The organism is Ignavibacteriota bacterium (assembly GCA_019637995.1).
In the GTDB taxonomy this organism is placed as follows: Bacteria; Bacteroidota; Ignavibacteria; order Kapaibacteriales; family UBA2268; genus JANJTB01.
Genome location: JAHBUQ010000001.1, coordinates 465781 through 482788, shown reverse-complemented (window position 1 = coordinate 482788; position 17008 = coordinate 465781). Strand labels below are relative to the sequence as shown.

The 17008-nt window shown below is 33.3% G+C and carries 12 protein-coding genes; 6 read left to right on the top strand and 6 right to left on the bottom strand.

The window, feature by feature from the left end:
- Positions 1-3: 3 nt before the first annotated feature.
- Complete coding sequence (locus KF896_01875) at positions 4-861, top strand: LOG family protein (GenBank protein ID MBX3042442.1); 858 nt, start codon at positions 4-6, stop codon at positions 859-861.
- A gap of 10 nt (positions 862-871) precedes the next feature.
- On the top strand, positions 872-2794 hold the full coding sequence (locus tag KF896_01870; GenBank protein ID MBX3042441.1) for a TlpA family protein disulfide reductase: 1923 nt from the start codon (positions 872-874) through the stop codon (positions 2792-2794).
- Between the two features lie 4 nt (positions 2795-2798).
- Here the strand turns inward: KF896_01870 and KF896_01865 are convergent, their stop codons facing one another.
- On the bottom strand, positions 2799-4637 hold the full coding sequence (locus KF896_01865) for an ABC transporter ATP-binding protein (GenBank protein MBX3042440.1): 1839 nt from the start codon (positions 4635-4637) through the stop codon (positions 2799-2801).
- Positions 4638-4944: 307 nt separating this feature from the next.
- Between KF896_01865 and KF896_01860 the strand changes: the two genes are divergently transcribed.
- Both KF896_01860 and KF896_01855 read left to right on the top strand, forming a co-directional pair.
- Entirely contained in the window at positions 4945-9546 is a 4602-nt protein-coding gene (locus KF896_01860) for a choice-of-anchor D domain-containing protein (protein MBX3042439.1), read from the top strand.
- A 299-nt stretch (positions 9547-9845) separates the two neighbouring features.
- Entirely contained in the window at positions 9846-10064 is a 219-nt protein-coding gene (locus tag KF896_01855) for a hypothetical protein (GenBank protein ID MBX3042438.1), read from the top strand.
- A 68-nt stretch (positions 10065-10132) separates the two neighbouring features.
- Here the strand turns inward: KF896_01855 and gap are convergent, their stop codons facing one another.
- Complete coding sequence (gene gap, locus KF896_01850; protein MBX3042437.1) at positions 10133-11134, bottom strand: type I glyceraldehyde-3-phosphate dehydrogenase; 1002 nt, start codon at positions 11132-11134, stop codon at positions 10133-10135.
- Positions 11135-11335: 201 nt separating this feature from the next.
- Between gap and KF896_01845 the strand changes: the two genes are divergently transcribed.
- Positions 11336-12232, top strand: coding sequence for a bifunctional enoyl-CoA hydratase/phosphate acetyltransferase (locus KF896_01845; protein ID MBX3042436.1), 897 nt, complete (start codon positions 11336-11338; stop codon positions 12230-12232).
- 18 nt (positions 12233-12250) lie between these two features.
- The gene (buk, locus tag KF896_01840) at positions 12251-13321 is read left to right on the top strand and encodes a butyrate kinase (protein MBX3042435.1); all 1071 of its coding nucleotides are present in this window, start codon (positions 12251-12253) and stop codon (positions 13319-13321) included.
- Positions 13322-13508: 187 nt separating this feature from the next.
- On the opposite strand, the gene KF896_01835 is transcribed toward buk, so the two are convergent.
- The 4 genes from KF896_01835 to KF896_01820 form a co-directional block, all read right to left on the bottom strand.
- Positions 13509-14603 (bottom strand): glycosyltransferase family 4 protein, encoded by a 1095-nt coding sequence (locus KF896_01835; GenBank protein ID MBX3042434.1) that lies wholly within the window; start codon positions 14601-14603, stop codon positions 13509-13511.
- Positions 14600-15340, bottom strand: coding sequence for a glycosyltransferase family 2 protein (locus KF896_01830; GenBank protein MBX3042433.1), 741 nt, complete (start codon positions 15338-15340; stop codon positions 14600-14602). Before KF896_01830 ends, KF896_01835 begins: the two co-directional genes overlap by 4 nt.
- A 1-nt stretch (position 15341) precedes the next feature.
- A complete protein-coding gene (locus KF896_01825; protein MBX3042432.1) occupies positions 15342-16283 on the bottom strand; it encodes a hypothetical protein in 942 nt (313 codons plus the stop codon).
- A 91-nt stretch (positions 16284-16374) separates the two neighbouring features.
- Positions 16375-16998: a sigma-70 family RNA polymerase sigma factor gene (locus KF896_01820; GenBank protein ID MBX3042431.1), complete on the bottom strand. Its 624-nt coding sequence runs from the start codon at positions 16996-16998 to the stop codon at positions 16375-16377.
- Positions 16999-17008 lie beyond the last annotated feature (10 nt).

Here is a 17008-nt window from a genome sequence, read left to right as displayed (position 1 = left end):
AAAATGGAATTCAGAAATCCGGATAATGTAGCAAAAGGCAGACTCGAAAAAGCACAAAAATCTTATGATAATAAAGAATTTATACATTCTAAAGACGGCAGACTAATCAGAATTATGTCTGAATATGCTTACCCTGACCAATATTTCAGAAAATATGGTATAAACGGTACAATAGTATTCTATGGTTCAGCCCGCACTTTATCACTTGAAGAATTTGACGTTCGGCTGAAAGACTTAAATGATGAACTCGCACGTGTTGAACCTGATAAAAAAATATTTATTCAGGAAAAAATTGACATGCACATGAAAACTTATGATATGACCCGCACATATTCTGATGCTGTTATTTTAGCTGAAAAACTTGCAGAATGGGCAAAAACATTACCGGAAAACCAAAGAAAATTATATATTTGTACAGGTGGTGGTCCGGGAATGATGGAAGCCGGTAACAGAGGTGCGTCGAGAGCTAATTCTCCCAATATTGGACTCAATATTAGTTTGCCTTTCGAGCAGTACCCAAATAATTATATCACACCTGACTTAAATTTCGAATTTCACTATTTTTTTATGCGCAAATTTTGGTTCGTATATTATGCCAAAGCATTGGTGGCACTTCCGGGTGGCTTCGGCACACTTGATGAAGTGATGGAAATCCTAACATTAAAACAAACTCTGAAAGTTACAAAACCACTTCCAATTGTGCTTTATAACGAGAAATTTTGGAGAAATCTTATAAATTTTGATTATCTGGTTGAAATGGGTATGATTAATAAAAGCGATTTGGATTTATTTGTCTATGCGAATTCACCCGATGATGCTTTCGAATATCTAAAAGAAAAAATAATTTTAAACAGTAAATAAAAGAATTGTCATGAAATATTTAATTTCAATCATGCTGATATTCAGCAATTATGTCTTAAATTCCTCGGAACTCACTTTCACGCCTGAATTGCCACAAACAGGTGATACAGTAAATGTGCAGTTCTCCGGCAATCAAAGATTTAATAATCATGATAAAATTGATTTAGTTTATTATATATTTAATGCTAATGACATTAATCCTGTCGGTATGGAAACTCAGCTTATTAAATCCGGAAGCAATTGGAAAGGTAGCTTCGTAGTTCCTGAAAAAGCTGTCTATGCAATGTTTAAGATTTTCGCAACAGGTGATTATATTGATAAGATTGATATTAATAACGGACTTTATTGGGAAATTCTCGTCCATCAAGATCTCAAACCCATGCGCGGTGCTAAGCTCAGAGCTGCACTTGCAAGGCTTGGAAGCATCAGTTCTAATATAGACAGGCTACCAGAATTTCATAACGCAATCAAGTTACTTGAAGAGGAATTAATGCTTTATCCTGATAATTTAGCAGCTGAACTTGGATTAGTAACTACCTTATTTGATACAAAGAAAATCAACTCCGATAATTTTCAGAAAAGAATTGAAGAAATTGCAAAAAAGCGAATTGATTTGAATGATGAATCAGCAGTGAGAAGCAAATCCCGTGCACTTTTTGCAATCAATGATAAAGTTGAAGCCGAATTGCTTGAGAAAAATTACGTACAGAGATTTCCAAATTCCGAGATGGCGGAAGACTTCATGATTTCAGAAATTTCATCTGCAGATAATCTGGAGTCTTTTACAAGATACTGCGAGGATTTTTTTAGAAAATATCCAAAATCAATAAATCTTGAGAGAATATTTTTAGCTTATATTTCGGGTTATTTGCAAAATAATAAAATTGATGAGTTAATTAGCAAACTTGACTCGATTCCCAATGCACCGGGATATGCTTATGCAAGAATAGCAAGAAATCTTTATGCTTATTATAAATCAAAAGATTTGCTGAGTACAGCCGGTAATCAGGATTTTCTTATCTCACTAATTAATAAAGCTGAAGATAACAACACTAAACAGTCAAAATCTGAATTTGAAGATAAACCAATTATTTATTCGAATGGAGAATGGCTGGATATTTTAGATGTTCAACTTGGCACTATCAAGGAAATCAGAGCCGAGATTTTAAGCAGTATTCAGCCGGCAATAGCTGTCCCCTACTATGAAAATGCAATAAAAATTTTACGGAATAATTCAAATTCATCTATTTATGAAAGATTTATTGAATTGTTGATTTCATTGAGTGATTCTGCCAAAGCTCTTGAAGTGTCAGAAGATGCATTAATCAAGGGTAAATTAAGCGATAATATAAGTGAAATTCACAGAGATTTATGCAAAAGTCTGCTTTATATGAATGATTCACTTTACAATCTCAGAGCCGATACGATTTTTTCAAAGAGTAGGGAGATTAAAAAAGAAATATATTTGAATGAAATTTTAGATCAGGATGAGTTTCAATATGCACTTGAAACCCTCGAAGGAACTTTCGTTGATTTTCGGGATTTAAGCGGCAAAGTAGCTGTATTCAATTTCTTCGCTTCATGGTGTGACCCTTGTATAACAATGTTTCCTGCATTTGTTGAGTTATATAATTTATATTTTGATAGTCCTGATGTTGAATTAGTATCAGTTAATACTCTCGAAAAAGATAATTTCAATCTTGAATCACTAAAGCGTTTCGTTGTTCAGAATGATTTAACATTTCCGGTAGTTCGGGATGTAATGGGAGTAATTCCAAGGCAAATGGGAGTAATCGGTTTGCCTACACTCGCAATATTTGACAGAAATTCTCACGTCAGATTCCTTGTACGCGGATTTTCAAACAACGAAAGCCTGCTTGATGAAGTTGCTGGACGAGTAGAATTTTTGCTTGACAATCCTGATGTTAAATAAAATATCAGCCCTTAAACTGAATTTCGTAAAGTTTTGCATAAATGCCTTTTTTATCGAGGAGCTCTTTATGGGTTCCTCTTTCTTTGATAACACCTGAATCAAATACAAGAATCTCGTCACAATCAATAATTGTTGCAAGTCTGTGAGCTACTATGATTGCTGTTTTTCCGGTCATAGAATCATTGATAGCCGACTGTACAATTTTTTCGGATTCGGCATCAAGTGCTGAAGTAGCCTCGTCAAATACAAGAATTTGAGGATTTCGGACGAGAGCTCTTGCAATTGCTACCCTTTGCCTTTCACCACCGGAAAGAGTAACGCCTCTATCCCCTATTTGTGTATTGAAACCATTTGGCATTTTCATAATGAAATTATAAGCATTAGCTTTTTTTGCAGCGTTATATAGCTCTTCATCACTAATATTCTCAAGTCCATATCTTATGTTGTTTGCAATTGTATCGTTAAAAAGCATATTTTCCTGAGAAACAATACCAAAAAGACCTCTGTAGTCAATAACATCAAGATTTTTTATATCTTTCCCGTCTATTAATATGTTTCCACTTTGAGGGTCGTAGAATCTGATAATTAAATCAAGCATCGTTGATTTTCCGCTGCCGCTTGAGCCCACAAATGCAATTTTCTTATTTTTGGGAATGATAAAATTTGTTGAATTCAAAACAGGATTATTTATATATGCAAATGAAACATCCCGAACTTCAATTTCACTTTTAATTTCATCAATTTTTTCAATACCTGAAACTACACTTGGAATTTCATCAAGAACTACAAAAAGTCTTTCTGCAGCGACCACGCCATGCTGAAACCTTGAGACTGAATTTACAACTGTAGCAATAGGCGACATTATTGAAAAGAGTGCAAAAAGAAACAGCATCAGTTTTTCTGGTGCCATTTTTCCGGCAAGCACTTCTGAGCCACCAACAAACAGAACTACACATAGAGCAAATATTGCAAATATCTCATTGAATACCGGAATCAGTTCAATAATTTTTTTATGTTTAATGGCTGACTTTACATATTGTAAAGTATCTTTGAAAAATCTATTGTTTGCTGTTGCTTCTGCATTATATCCTTTAACAACGCGAATTCCGGAAATAGTCTCGGAGAGAGTGGAAGTATAATCTGCCATCGCAGTTTGCATTCTTGAAGCATAACGTCGAAGGTATTTCATTGCTATTCTGATTAAGATTAGGCTGATAATACTTGTACTAAATGCAATAAGCGAAAGTTTTACTGATATTGAAAGCAGTAGAAACAGAAAGAGTATAACCTGAATAATTTCTCTTAAAAATACAGTGAAAGAATTGAGAGTAGTAGAATTTACAGAATTTACATCATTTGTAATCGTAGAAATCAGATTACCTTGTTTACTTCGTGAGAAGAAGTCAATCGAAAGGCTTGTAATTTTTGAAAAAATCAAGTCTCTGATTGATTTAATGACATTTTCTTCAAGTCTTGTGGATGTAACCGATGAAAAGTACTTGAAAATATTCTTAAGTATAAATACAGCAATTATTAAATAGCTGATATTTAGAAGAGATTGGTAAGGGTCTTGAGAATTTATGAGAGAATAAATACCATCAAAAAATGAATTGCTCCAGTCTTTTAGAGGATTGCCGGTTGGTGCAGCTTTGACCTGACCGGATTTGCTGCCAAAAATAATTTCAAGTATAGGTAGAATAAGTGTTACAGAAATCGTACTGAGTGCTGAAAATATAGCATTTAAGATAATTTGTAGAATTAGTAAATATTTAAATGGCTTAATAAAACCAGCTACTCTAAGCAGTGTGCTGATGCTATTTTGTTCGGATTTTTCTCTTTTCATTAAAATTCGTCAAAGTAAAAAAGTGTAACACGAATTAGTCATTTTTTTGATTTTTTTACTTATATTTTTTAAATATTTGTTGTTTGGATTCATACTTCAAAATATTTTTATTATATAAATTTGATAATTTAAAATAATTACAGGAATAATCTGTTAATTATGTAACTAAATTGTTTTATTTATGTTATTAGTTTGAAGATGAGCATATTTTGTACAAAGTTTAAGGAAAAAGGTAAGTAAAGTAAAAATATACTCTGATCAAATTCATAAGAAACAATAGCTTACAACTAATTATGTGAAAAATATAATGAAAGTCAAGATTACAGTTTTAATGTTTATTTGGTTTTTACCAGGTTTATTTTTTAGCAAAGAAATAAAATTGTATAATATTGATTCAAGGAATTTCCCCATAATTAAAGCAAATTTTTATGCTTTTGATGAAGAAGAAATTCAACTCATACCTAACCGGCAAGATTTAAAAATATTTGAGAACGATGTAGAAAGGGAGATTATATCAGTTACCTGCCCTACTCCCCAGCCTCCCAAACCAATCTCAAGCGTACTTACAATAGATGTCAGTGGCTCGATGGAGGGCAGAAATCTGGAACTGGCAAAAGCAGGAGCTAATGCGTGGATAAATTATTTATCCTTAGGTGTCAGCGAATGTGCAATAACATCCTTTGACCATTTCAACTATTTAATACAGGATTTTACAACTCACAAACAAATGCTTACAGAATCAATTAAAAAATTGAATCCTGATGGCGCTACAAGTTTTAATGCCGCTCTGATTGATCCTATGGCAGGAGCTCTTCTTATAAGTGGCTCCGGCAAAAATAACAAAGTAATAGTATTATTAACTGATGGCATGGCAGAATTGACAATGAAAAGAGAGGTTCTTGAATTAGCCGCCAGCCAAAATTGCAAAATTTATGTCGTAACTCTTGAAGGTTATTGTCCAAACGATTTAAAGGATGTAGCATTACAAACCGGCGGTCTTTGGTTTGACAGGATTAGAACCATAAGTGAGATTGAAGAAGTTTATAAAAATATTTTACAAATTGTTCAAAATGATTCTCCCTGCACGATTGAGTGGTTGAGCAATAATACCTGCTTCTCCGAAAAAACCAGAGTTGATTTATTATGGGATGGTATTCAAGGTTACAGCGAATATTTCCCTCCGGACAATTCTTTAGCTGAATTGAAAGTAACTCCTTATAAAATTACATTTGGTAGAAGAGAATTAGGTATAAGATATGATACAACAATCACTTTAATAGCAATTAATTCTGATTTTAATATTGCATCTATAAATCAAAAATTTGGTTCTACTACTGATTTTGAATTTAGAGATTTAATTCTGCCGCTAAATATACCAGAAAATACATCCAAAAATATAAAATTATCTTATCTGCCAAAAGACTCATCATTTAATTATGTTGGTTTTGAAATCCTTTCTGATGTTTGCAATTCATTTTTTTCTATGAATGGAGGGTATTATAATAATTTTAATATTCCAAAAAATTTAAAACTCACTCACCCAAATGGTGATGAATTTTTTGTTATAGGCAGTGATACTGTTATTACTTGGGAAGGAATAATTCCATCTGAAGTAGTTACTCTCGAATATAGCATTGATAATGGTAAGAATTGGATTGAAATAGCTGATAATGCCAGCAACCTGATGTATAAATGGGAAGATATTCCACCTCCTGTGAGCAATGAATGCTTAGTTAAAGTCCTGCAAGTTAAGAAAAAGTCCAGCAATGAGAATCATTGTTTGTGGACTTCTGATTTGCATTCAAATGATGTAAATTGTGTGGCTTTCAGTCCAAACGGAGGATATGTAGCATCTGGCAGTGATGATAAAACCATTCACATAAATGACGCATATACGGGTAAACTGATTCAAAAACTTGAGGGTAACTGGAATTCGGTTGAATGTCTTACTTTTAGTCCCGATAATAATTTTCTTGTATCCGGAGCCTGGGGAGAATTATATCTATGGAACTTAAATACGGGACAAGCAATTAATAATTTTCATAGTAATGGTACTGTAAGTTCAGTTGTTTACCATCCGTCAGGGAAAAAACTCGCAAGTGCAGGGTACAATTTAATCGAAATTTGGAATACAAATACCTGGATTACTGAAAAACAGATTCAAATCAATGGAAATATTTTAAATATTGATTATGATTATTCAGGCAACAGAATTGCTGTCGGTACAACAGTTGGAAAAGTTTTGGTTATTGATGCAAATACCGGTATTGAACTTTTGTCAATCTCGGATTTTACGAGTTACATATATTCAGTTCAATTTAGCCCTGATGACACTAAGGTTTTATCAGCAGGCATTGATGGGAAAATCAGAATTTGGGATTCAAGAACAGGCAAACATATAAGGACGATATCAGCACATCAGTCAACTATTTATAGTATTGCCATTAGTCCTGATGGGATGAGAATAGCATCTGCAGGCATTGATGGGGCTGTAAAAACATGGAATTTCGAAACAGGTGAATTAATAACAACTTTAAAAGGGCATATTTATGGAGTCCGGAGTGTAAGGTTTGACCCATTCGGAATTTTGATAGCTTCCGGAGGAGATGATAATCTTGTAAAAGTGTGGGAATTAGATGATATTCAAATCCAATCGGATATTTCTGACAATACATTTTCAATAGTTAAGCCGATGGCAGATGCTCTTGATATTGATTTGAATCTGTGCTATGTCGGACAATCCAAAGATTCCACTATAAATGAATTTGTCTTCAACAAAGATAACTGGAAATTCAGAGTTGATTCAATTTATATTCGGGGTAACGATGCATTTGCTTTCTCTTTAGTATCTGGCTTACCGGTGTATCATGTTGAAGGAAACAGTTCATACTCAGGTGAATTTAGATTTTCACCAAAAGAAGGAAGAGTGTACAATGCTGATATTGTTATTGTTACGCAGAATGAAGAGATATACAAAAAAATACGTGGAGAAGGTGTTAATAACCCGTTAGAATTATCAACAAGTATCATTGATTTCGGAAGAGTTGAAATCGGAAGCAGTAAAGATACATTAAAATCAGCAACAATAAAAAATGTAAGCGATGAAGTCATCGTTATAAAAAATACAAGGCACAGCTATCCTAATGACAGAGACTTTATGACTATATCCGGCGGCGGAGATTTTTCTCTTGAGCCCGGTGAAACACGATATATGGATATAAGGTTTACGCCTGCAATGGAGGGCAGAACTAATGGAACGATACTATTTGATTACGAAAGTTTTGGATCACCTGCAAAAATTCAATTGTTTGGTGAAGGTATAATATCATTTCCTAAAATTAGTTCAAGTGTTCAAAATTCTCTCGAAATTCTTTGCGATGAGACAGCACAAACAGAAATATTGCTTTATAATATTGGTGGTACACCTCTTATTGTTAATAAATTAATCTTGACAGGACCTGATAAAAATGATTTTAATGTTTATAAAATCCTGCCTGTAACAATACTTCCAAACGACAGTACCGAAATTCTGATTGATTTTAGTCCCGGTAGTATTGGCGAGAAAACCACTTATTTAGAAGTTACATCAAATGCTGTTCCTGATTCAGTATTTGTTATGGAAATAATCGGTAAGAAGGAAAAAGTTGAACTATCAGCTGAAGAATTTATAGATTTTGGTGTTTTATGCCCTAATGAAGAAATCGAATTTGAATTTACCATCGAAAATAAAAGTACTACAGATGTATCGGCACTTATCAGTTCAACAAATAATATAGAACTTGTCAGCAAGGAAGTCAATCTTAAAATCGGTCAGATTCAAAAAATCAGAGCTATACTCAAAGGTTTTGATAATGTCGGAGAAATAGTTGAAAAAATCACTTTAACAGACGATATATGCCATAGAAAGTTAGAAATCACCTTGAAGGGCACTGTTGTTTTCCCGGAATTGACTACAAATAATATTGAAATAAAATCTGTATTGGGTTATACCAGCCAAGATAAGTTGAGATTATTCAATTCATCTGAAAGGAATATTACAATTAATGGTATATCAAATATTATTGAACCTTTTAGAATTATAGAAAATCCATTTCCATATTATTTGGAATCTAATTCTCATCTTGACCTTACAGTTGAATTTAATCCACTTGACACTAATGTTTACAATCAATCCATTCTTGTTAATGTTGATGAATGTAATTATATAAAAGAGGTTCAACTCACAGGCTTACCATTTCCTTCTTCCTTAAACTTATCAATAGGCAGCTACGAGGCTTTTCCGGGAGATGAAATTATTATTCCGATAATGATTAATAATCCTGATAATTTTAACTTATTAGATTTTGGCCAAATATCATTTGATTTATACTTCAATCCTACTTTGATAAATCCAGTAGGTTATATTGCTAATCACATAAATGATAGATTAGCTAAAATCGAAATCAGAGATTTGAATTTATATGATGTTTCAAACAATGTTATTGAAAAAATAAAATTTAAAGTTGGACTTGGCAATGCCGAAAATTGTGAACTTGAAATAGACAATGCTAAATTCAGTAATAGCTTTTGGAATTTAAGCTTAGTTAATGGCAGCTTCAAACTTTTGGGAATATGCTTCGAAGGCGGAATTAGACTATTGAATCCAAGTGGTTCAGAAAACATAATAAGTGTATCCCCTAACCCTGTTTCTAATGACTTGAACATTTTACTTAATCTAATTGAAAAAGGACTTACTTCGTTAATTATAACAAATTCTATAGGAAATGTTGTTTTATATCAAAACTTTATAAATGAAACAGGAAATATAGAACTAACTGTTGATTCAACCAAGTTTTCAAATGGTGTGTATATTATAAATTTAAAAACCCCAACTATCAATAAAACAATAAAATTTCTTGTAAACAGATAGTGAATATGGACGAGCTGTTTCGCACATTTATTTGAAATTTCAAATCCAATTCACTTAATTGTAACTAAAGCTTTCCTGCAACCTTAAATATTAATATTATTATTTACTTATACTTTGCTAATTGATAATATTTTTTCAATTAGTATTATGGACATTTCGTTCTTCTGAATAGTTTGTGAAGATAAATATTAAGATCCATCTAAGTAATAAAATGTAACCTGAAATTGTCATTTTAATAATTATTTTTTTTTGAATTCTTTAAATATTTATTACTTTTATTTTTTTTTACTTGAGAATTTATGAAAAAGACTTACTACGAACGCAACAAGAAGAAAATTCTGAAAAAACTAAGAGATAAATATCAGCAAGACGAAGAGTATCGTAACAAAATCAAAGAACGATACAAAAAGAAGTATCATGAGGATGAGTCGTATAGAAATGCTACTGTTGAGAGGGCTAAGGCAAAATATGTGCAGATAAAAGATGTTTTGCACAATCTAAATAATAATATTCAATAGAAATAAAAAAAGCCAGCCCAATACTTATGGACTGACTTTTTCATTTCTGAAAAGTATTCTCTAAAAAATCAGATAGAATCTTTAAGCTTAAGAACTAAATCACAAATTCTGTTTGAGTAACCGAATTCATTATCGTACCAGCCAACTATCTTAATATGTGTACCGCGAGCTTGTGTAAGCAGTGAATCAAAAACACATGAATGAGGATTTCCTATGATATCGCTTGAAACAAGCGGCTCATTTGAATACTCGAGAATGCCTTTCATCGGTCCATCAGCAGCTTTCTTCATTGCAATATTGATTTCTTCAGGAGTTACTTCGCGTGAAAGAACGGCTGTTAAGTCAGTCAGAGAGCCATCCGGTACAGGAATGCGAACAGCATATCCATTTAATTTGCCTTTCATTTCCGGCAAAACCTCAGCAACTGCTTTTGCAGCGCCTGTTGTAGTCGGAATAGCATTTACTGCAGCAGCACGTGCTCTGCGCAAATCACTGTGAGGAAGGTCGAGAATCCTCTGGTCATTAGTATAAGCGTGAATTGTAGTCATAAATCCAGATTCAAGACCGAATTCATCATTTAGCACTTTCACCATAGGAGCCAGACAGTTCGTTGTGCAAGATGCATTCGAAAGTAATTTTTCATCACCTTTGATAACATAATCATTCACACCAAGCACTACACTTGCATCAAGGGGATCTTTTGCCGGTGCTGTGAGAACAACTTTCTTTGCTCCTGATGTTTCGATATGCTTTAGCAATTGGTCGCGTTTAGTAAACACACCTGTTGATTCGATAACAATATCAACATTCCGCCAAGGAATATTTGTAATTTCTTTTTCAGCTGATACAGGTATAGTAATTCCATTGACAATTATGTTATTTCCGTCAACGGAAACTTCACCTTTGAATTTGCCGTGTACTGAGTCATATTTAAATAAATGTGCAAGAGTGGCTGCACTTGTAAGGTCATTGATGCCTACAAATTCGACATCTGCATTTCTATTGATTAATTCCCGGAAAACTAATCTTCCGATACGTCCAAAACCGTTTATCGCAACTTTTAGTGCCATGTTAATATTACCTTTATTAAAAAGATGAAACAAAATATATCACCATTTTTAAAAAGACGAAAAAAGTAAATAAAAATTAGATAATTATCTAAATTTACTAAAAATTAATAAACATTGTTTCATTTTCACATTCTTTTTTTGTATTTTTGTTATTAGAGAAATTGAAAATTTTGTGATTAAAATATCATTATTGGAGACATCATGGAACTTAAAAATTTAAATAGCTTTATAGAGATTGCGAAACAAAAATCGCACAAGAAAATTGCAGTTGCAGCTGCTGAGGATGAGCCAGTACTTCTCGCTGTAGATGCAGCATATAAGGAAGGAATAGCAGACCCGATTTTAGTGGGTAATCATGATAAAATAAAAAGTATTGCAGATAAAGCAAATATTGATATATCAAAATATGAATTTATTGATGAAAACGACCCGGCAAAATCAGCAAAAACAGCAGTTTGCTTAATTCGGGATAATGCTGCACAAATTTTGATGAAAGGGCTTGTCAATACAGCCGATTATTTGAGAGCAATATTAAATAAAGAGTTAGGACTCAGAAAAGGGGAACTTCTTTCACATATTGGATTTTTTGAAACACCATTTTATCATAAAGTTATCGCACTGACTGACGCTGCTCAAAATTTAGCTCCGGATATTACCGAGAAAGTGGCTATTATTAATAACTCAGTCGATTTGTTCCATCGCTTGGGTATTATGAATCCGAAAATTGCACTTATTGCTGCTATCGAAGGTGTCAACCCAAAAATGCCTGCGACAACAGATGCTGCTATTATCACTATGATGAATCGTAGAAAACAAATCAAAGGATGCATTATTGACGGTCCACTCGCATTTGATAATGCTGTCAGCCGAGAAGCTACAGAGCATAAAGGAATAATAAGCGATGTTGCAGGAGATGCCGATTTGATATTTACTCCAAATATCGAAGTTGGTAATGCACTTTACAAGAGCTTTACATATTTTGGAGGTGCAACAGTTGCTGCTGTAATTCTGGGTGCATCTGTACCAATAGTTCTTACATCTAGAGCCGATTCGGACAAAAGCAAATTAATGTCAATTGCACTTGCGGCATCATATTAAAATAATCGGAGAAAAACAATGAAGATTTTAGCTATTAATCCGGGCTCTACTTCTACGAAAATTGCAGTATTTGACGATTTGGTTTTGAAGTATGATAAATCTCTCAGACATAGTGTTGAGGATTTGCAAGGATTTAATTCAATAATTGAACAGTATGAATTTCGTAAAAATTGCATTCTTGATTTTCTATCTGAACAAAATGACTCCCCTAAATCAATTGACATTTTTGTTGGACGTGGAGGTCTTGTGAAGCCAATTCCGGGTGGAGTTTACAAAGTAAACGAATCACTTCTTCGTGACCTGCGAAAAGGTATTATGGGTGAGCATGCATCAAACCTTGGTGGAATACTTGCTTTTGAGATTGCCAAAAGTGCCGGAAAGGAAGACAAGTCTTATATTGTTGACCCTGTAGTTGTTGACGAACTCGATGAAATTGCCAGATTTTCCGGGCGTCCGGAAATGCCAAGAGTTAGTATTTTCCACGCACTTAACCAAAAAGCAGTTGCGAGAAGATTCGCTCGAGAGCATGGGAAAAAATATGAAGAGCTTTCGCTTATAGTTGTTCATCTCGGTGGAGGTATAACTGTTGGTGTCCACAAAAATGGAAGAGTTATTGATGTAAATAATGGCTTGGATGGAGAAGGTCCCTTTTCACCCGAAAGAACCGGAAGTCTTCCGGTCGGCTCACTAATTAAATTATGCTTTTCCGGGAAATATCAGCTTCATGAAGTTCGCAAGATGATTACAGGAGCGGGTGGGATGGTGTCATATCTTGGTACAAACAATGGCACAGAAGTCGAAAAACGAATTGAGAATGAAGACCACCAAGCTCAAATGGTTTATCTTGCAATGGCATATCAGGTTGCTAAAGAAATTGGTGCATGTGCTACAGTGCTGTCGGGGCGAATTGATGCAATTCTCATTACCGGCGGTCTTGCATATTCAGAATTACTCACAAAATGGATAAACAAAAGAGTTGCATTCCTTGCACCTGTTCATATTTATCCGGGAGAAGACGAAATGCAGGCGCTCACTGAAGGCGTTTATTATGCTACTAAAGGTGAAATACCAATAAAGAATTATATCTAATATTTTATATATTCATATTATTTCTATTAAATTATGTCCCGGCAGTTTTATCAAATAGTCGGGACATATTTATATAAAAAATGGATTAAAGAAGTATCCAGCATTTATATTTTGTTATTTTTACAATGCATGTTAGATATACCTTTATTATTGATTTTTTCCTGATAAATAATAAAGAATTTTAAGGTTATAATATTAATTCATGGTACAAGTCAATATGTCTTTTTGTAATTTTATCAATTGAAAAATCTGCTGATATTTCAATTGATCTTAAACCCATTTTCTTTCTAAGAACAGTATCATTAACTAATTGATTCAAACGTGTGTTTAAAGAAATATTATCCCCAATTTCAACAAGAAATCCATTCTCATTATGCTTAACTATTTCTGGAATACCCCCTGCTTTGGAGCAAACAACAGGCAATCCAATTGCCATCGCATCAAGTATGGACGAGCCAAGACCTTCGGACTTAGAGAAAAGAGTAAAAATGTTGAAAACCTTTAAATAATCCTCAACATTATTAACAAACCCCGGAAAAATACATTTTTCCGAAATACCAAGATTAACTGATAAATTTTTAATCTTTTCGAAATCTTCACCTGAACCTAAGGCGCAAAATTTGACGTTGGATTTATCTCGCAAAATAGGTGCAATAGCACTAAGCATACCCTCGTAATTTTTTTCAACTGAAAATGCTGCAATTGTTCCGATAACAATTTCGCTATCGGAGATATTGTATAATTGTTTGATTTTATCAGAAAATTTATGTTCCAATTTATTCAAATCAATACCATCATATATAACACATAGTTTGTTTTCAGGTAAGTCGGATTTAAGAAGTGAGCGTTTAACTGCCTCCGAAACACAAATAATTCTATTTAAATTATCGGAGAAATACTTCTTTTGGCTTAATATATTTTTCTTAATTGGAAATTCTACTCTGCGTGATACAACAAGTTTTGGTTTGGAAAAGAATAATTTGGACATTAAGCCTATTGAATGGGATTTGGATGAATGGCAGTGCAGGACATCAAATTTATTATTCCTTGCCAACTGAGCTACTTTAAATGCTGAAAATAAATCAAATTCACTACTCATTGGCAAATCAATAAATGGTGCATCCTTTTCAATTAGTCTTATATGCATTTCCGAATTGGTTTTACAAATAAATTTCGAGTTGATTCCCATATTTAAAAGATACGTATGAAGATAAAATGCCTGTTGCTGACCGCCTCGCCAGTAAGACTCAGAATCAAGGTGAAGTACAGATAGATTTTTCATTCCGACTCATTTTCATAAATTTTAAGATACTTAATCATCACACCGATTGATGACATTACAGACAAAATAAAGCCTTGTCTGCTATCAAGTATGCCTTTATCAAGAAAGTAAGTATTGATGAATTTCCAGAATCCTCTAAAAATTATGCCAATTTTTGATACTTTTTTTCCTTTGTTTTCTTCGACAGAGAGGTCAGAATAAAGTATCATTTTTTGAAAATGTGAATTCAAATCATCATAAGTATAATGAAAAATCTGGCTTTCGATTTTTCCAACCGGGTAAGTTGTTATAACTGATTCATGAACTTTTTTTTCATTAAATCCTGCAAAATTTTTATTAAAAAGTCTTAAAGGATAGTCTCTCTGCCAACCCGAATATTTAATTAATTTACTTAGATAGAATGACTTACGCTTTATTTTAAAGTTATTGAATGTAGGATTAATTAGAATTAATTTTATATCTTCAGCCAACTGCCCTGATACAACTTCATCAGCATCAAGAGATAAAATCCAGTCAAAGTTTGCATAATTCACGGCTCTACGCTTGGCGATTCCGAATCCATGCCACTCTCCCCCATCATAAATTTTACATCCGAATTTTTGGGCAATTTCGATAGTTTTATCAGTTGAGCCATTGTCAAGCAGTATAATCTCATCAGCCCAAGCCACAGACTCAAGGCATCTTGAGATGTTTTTCTCTTCATTTTTGGCAATAATTACAACTGATATTTTTTCCATATTACTTGTTTAGAAGCTCAAAATTTTTAAATGTTGCCACAGGTCTGTTTAAAATTTTATTTTCGATGAAAGTAACAAGTCTGTATTTGAATTTCTCATGCATGTGTGGTTCTCTTTGAGCATCAGGTGCACCTGAATACTGGAGTTTATCCTTCCAGTGGTGCCTTTGGATCATATTCTTCATTACTTTTGGATGAGTCCCTTCAAATTTCTGAACCCGATTTAGTGGACCATAATCAAATTCTTTTGGTTTATTGATATATAACTCGTTAGCTTTTTCGATTCCTTTGTGATTTGAATCAATCGCTTTACTTTTTGCCTGCATTAGTTCCGGAGGTCTGACCCATCCATAATGGTAAATATTTGCATTTGCCTTAACAACCCTTAATTTGCGTGTCCCTTCATTTTGGTGGGGCTTTTCGTAATGCTCAAAATATCTGAATGATTGAGCACTTTCCCATGAGTGTATTTTCGGATTATTTCTCACAATTCTCACTTCATAGGGATACCATCCATGAGACTTATGATAATGCTCGTAATCAGCCCAGAAATGATAGTAATCAAACAGAAATCCTTCTACTTCATCATCATCAAGGAATTCCTTGCAGCGAGATTCTATCACAGGCAAGTCGTTTTCATGGACAACTTCATCTGCCTGCAGATAGAATAACCAGTCACCTGAACAGGCATTCATAGCTATGTCAGTCTGTAAAGCATGTATTGCACCCTTTTGCATGAATTTTTCATCCCAAACTGTATCAATAATCCTGACTTTATCACTTCCAATAGATAATATATCTTCACGGGATTTGTCATCAGCATCACTATTGCCGACAGCAATAACAAACTCGTCTACAATTGGTAAAATTGACTGAACAGACTCTTTAACAGGATAATATAATTTTGTTCCATTCCTTACAAATGAGAAACCGCTGATTTTCATTAATTCTATAATAAATTTTACAAATTTGGAAAAACAAAAATAGTAAAAATATTACTATTAAAAAATTTATTGGATATTTTGTTAGGAAAAGCTAATCAGTAAACATATAATTAATTCTCTTCAAATCATCTAACAGCATCTTTCTAGCCCTGAACAAATGTGCTTTTACGGTGCCCAACGGCATATCCAGCCGATTAGATATTTCGTTATAATCCATTTCATCATCATGCCTCAATTTGATAATGATTCTATACTTTTCGGGCAGATTTTCAATAGCAGTTTGGAGAGCTTTAACTCTTTCCTGATTAATATACTCAGTATCGGGTTGCAGTGAATTATCCTCGATTTCCATATAAATAGCGTCATCGTCGTCATCTTTCCCTGCAATTGGCTTGTCAAGAGAAATAATATTAAGTCGTTTTTTTCGCAAGAAATCAATACAAGTATTTGATGCAATTCTATAAATCCATGCAGAAAAAGTAAAATCAGACTTGTATCTATCCATTGCTCTATATGCTTTTATGTAAGTTTCCTGAAGCAAATCATCTATATCGTCTTCGTCTTTGACCATTTTTCTGATTAAGGATGAAAGTACATTTTGGTATTTTTTTTGTAAAATACCAAATGCATTATTATCACCTGCAAGAATTCTTTCGATTACTTTTAAATCCTCGTTTTGTGATATATTATTGTCGCGAGATTTAATTTCTGACATAATTATACTA

Coding starts and splice junctions, on each gene's coding strand:
- KF896_01875 (MBX3042442.1), top strand. CDS start 4: ATGGAATTCAGAAATCCGGATAATGTAGCAAAAGGCAGACTCGAAAAA.
- KF896_01870 (MBX3042441.1), top strand. CDS start 872: ATGAAATATTTAATTTCAATCATGCTGATATTCAGCAATTATGTCTTA.
- KF896_01865 (MBX3042440.1), bottom strand. CDS start 4,637: ATGAAAAGAGAAAAATCCGAACAAAATAGCATCAGCACACTGCTTAGA.
- KF896_01860 (MBX3042439.1), top strand. CDS start 4,945: ATGAAAGTCAAGATTACAGTTTTAATGTTTATTTGGTTTTTACCAGGT.
- KF896_01855 (MBX3042438.1), top strand. CDS start 9,846: ATGAAAAAGACTTACTACGAACGCAACAAGAAGAAAATTCTGAAAAAA.
- gap (MBX3042437.1), bottom strand. CDS start 11,134: ATGGCACTAAAAGTTGCGATAAACGGTTTTGGACGTATCGGAAGATTA.
- KF896_01845 (MBX3042436.1), top strand. CDS start 11,336: ATGGAACTTAAAAATTTAAATAGCTTTATAGAGATTGCGAAACAAAAA.
- buk (MBX3042435.1), top strand. CDS start 12,251: ATGAAGATTTTAGCTATTAATCCGGGCTCTACTTCTACGAAAATTGCA.
- KF896_01835 (MBX3042434.1), bottom strand. CDS start 14,603: ATGAAAAATCTATCTGTACTTCACCTTGATTCTGAGTCTTACTGGCGA.
- KF896_01830 (MBX3042433.1), bottom strand. CDS start 15,340: ATGGAAAAAATATCAGTTGTAATTATTGCCAAAAATGAAGAGAAAAAC.
- KF896_01825 (MBX3042432.1), bottom strand. CDS start 16,283: ATGAAAATCAGCGGTTTCTCATTTGTAAGGAATGGAACAAAATTATAT.
- KF896_01820 (MBX3042431.1), bottom strand. CDS start 16,998: ATGTCAGAAATTAAATCTCGCGACAATAATATATCACAAAACGAGGAT.